General features: G+C 66.5%; 1 protein-coding gene. It reads left to right on the top strand.

What is annotated here, in order from left to right; genetic code table 11:
* The coding region (locus KW835_RS26535) for a hypothetical protein (RefSeq protein WP_218387742.1) at nucleotides 1–2,447 on the top strand (2,447 nt) is incomplete at both ends.

Genomic DNA, 2,447 nt, shown 5'->3' with positions numbered 1-2,447 from the left:
CTCCGTGACCGCCTCGGACGGCAGCGTCATCGGCTACGCCTACGACAGTGCAGGGCGCCTGGCCACGGTCACCTACCCAGGCAACACCACCCGCCAGTTCCTCTACGAGAATACCGCCTTCCCCCACGCCCTGACCGCCATCGTTGATGAAAACGCCCAGCGCTGGGGCAACTTCACCTACGACGCACAAGGCCGTGCCATCAGCACCGAGCTGGCTGGCGGCGCAGAGCGCTACCAGGTGAGCTACCCGGCCGCAGGCCAGGCCACCGTGCTTGATCCATTGGGCACATCCCGCACCTACAGCTACGGCACCAAGTTCGGCCAATTGGCCGTCAAAGGCAGCAACCTGCCCTCCGGCAATCGCGCAGCAGACGCGGCCAGCCGCAGCCAGTCTGCCTTGGGCCTGATCGACCTGGAAACGGACTTCCTGGGCACCAGCACCAGCTACGCCTGGGACACCGCCCGCCGCCTGCCCACCTCCGTCACCCAGGCTGTCGGCAAGCCCGAAGAGCGCACCACCAACACCACCTGGCACCCCCAGTGGCGCCTGCCCTTGATGGTCACGGAGGCCGGCCGCACCACCACCTACACCTACGACAGCGTGGGCAACCGCCTGAGCCAGACCATCACGGACACTGGCTCGGGAGCTGGTGCCGGCAGCACCTCGCGCACCACCAGCTGGACCTACCACCCCTCGGGTCTCGTTGCCACTGAGACCGCTGCCAATGGAGCCACCACCAGCTACCAATACAGCAGTGCAGGCCACCTCACCAGCACCACCAATGCCCTGGGCCACACCGACACCTACACCCACGACGCCGCAGGCCGTGTGCTCACCCACACAGGGCCCACGGGCCTGGTGACCAGCTACACCTACGACGCGCGGGGCAGGGTGCTTACCACCCAAACCGGTGGGCTGACCAGCACCTTCACCTACCGCCCCAGCGGCCAGATCGCCACCGCCACGCTGCCCAGCGGCCACGTCACCACCTACACCTACGACGCTGCCCAGCGCGTGACAGGCTGGAGCGACAACCGGGGCCAATCCGGCGTCTACACCCTGGACGCCATGGGCAACCGCACCCAGGAACAAGTGCGCAACGCCCAGGGCCAAACAGCGTGGAGCCTGGCGCGCAGCATCAACAGCCTGAACCGCGTGGCCAGCACCACCGTGGGCGGCCAGCAGACCACCAGCTACGGCTATGACGCCAACGGCGAGGTCAACCGCACCACCAACGGCATCAACCAAAGCACCCAGCTCGGGCTGGATGCATTGCGCCGGCTCAGGACCATCACTAACCCTGAGAACGCAACAGCGTCTCTGAGCTACAACGCCCTGGATGCCACCACCCAGGCCAGCGACTTCAAGGGGGTGGCCACCACCTACACCCGCGACGCGCTGGGCAACGCCACCAGCGAGACCAGCCCGGACACGGGTACGGAGAGCGCCCAGTACGACGCGCTGGGCTTGGCTGCCACGATCACAGACGCCCTAGGTCAAACCACCAGCATTGAGCGCGACCAACTCGGCCGGCCAACCCTGGTCACCTATGCGGACGGCCGCACCACCACCCTGCGCTACGACCTCACGCCATCAAGCAAAGGCCACCTGAGCGAGATCGTGGATGCCAGCGGCACCACCGCCTACCAGCGCGACAGCCACGGCCGGGTCACCACCAAGACCCAGACACTGATCAACGGCGACACCCGCAGCGTCAGCTACGGCTACAACGCCCAGGGCTTGCTGGCCAGTACCACCTACCCCGGTGGACAGGCCCTGCAGTACGTGTACGACAGCACCGGCCAGATCACAGATATCACCTGGGCCGGCCAACCTCTGGTCAGCGGCATCATGTGGAACCCCCTGGGCCGGCCCATTGTGTGGAATTGGAACCTGCCCGGCAGCGCGAGCCCTACCAGTGCTGCTCGCACCTACAACACCGCAGGCCAGCTCACAGCGACCGAGTTCAGTAGCTACCAGTACGACGCGGCCGGCCGCATCCACACGCTGAGCCAGAACCTGTGGCAACCGGCCAGCACCAACCTGCAGGACAGCACCATCGCCCAGGCCACCAGTACCTGGACCGTGCAATACAGCCCTGCGGGCCGCATCACCGGCTTCACCAAGAACACCGGTGCCAACACCCCCGCCGACAGCGCCAGCTTCCAGTACGATGCCAACGGCAACCGCACGGCCAGCACCCGGGATGTGGCAGGCACCACCACCAGCCGCACCTACGGCGGCGACGCCGGCCACAACCGCCTGCTGGGCTTTGCGCAAACCACCAGCCAAGGGGGCAACACCGCCACCAGCAACGTTACCTACCAGTACAACAACGCAGGTGATTTGCTGGGCGACGGCCTCATCAGCTACCAGTACGACAGCGAAGGGCGCATGGAAAGCGCCACCACCGGGCAAGGCGCAGACGCCCCCCAGACCAAATACG

Source organism: Acidovorax sp. sic0104, assembly GCF_019219095.1.
Lineage (GTDB): Bacteria > Pseudomonadota > Gammaproteobacteria > Burkholderiales > Burkholderiaceae_C > Acidovorax.
The sequence above is the reverse complement of the archived record's forward strand: the minus strand, read 5'-3'. Positions and strand labels throughout refer to the sequence as shown.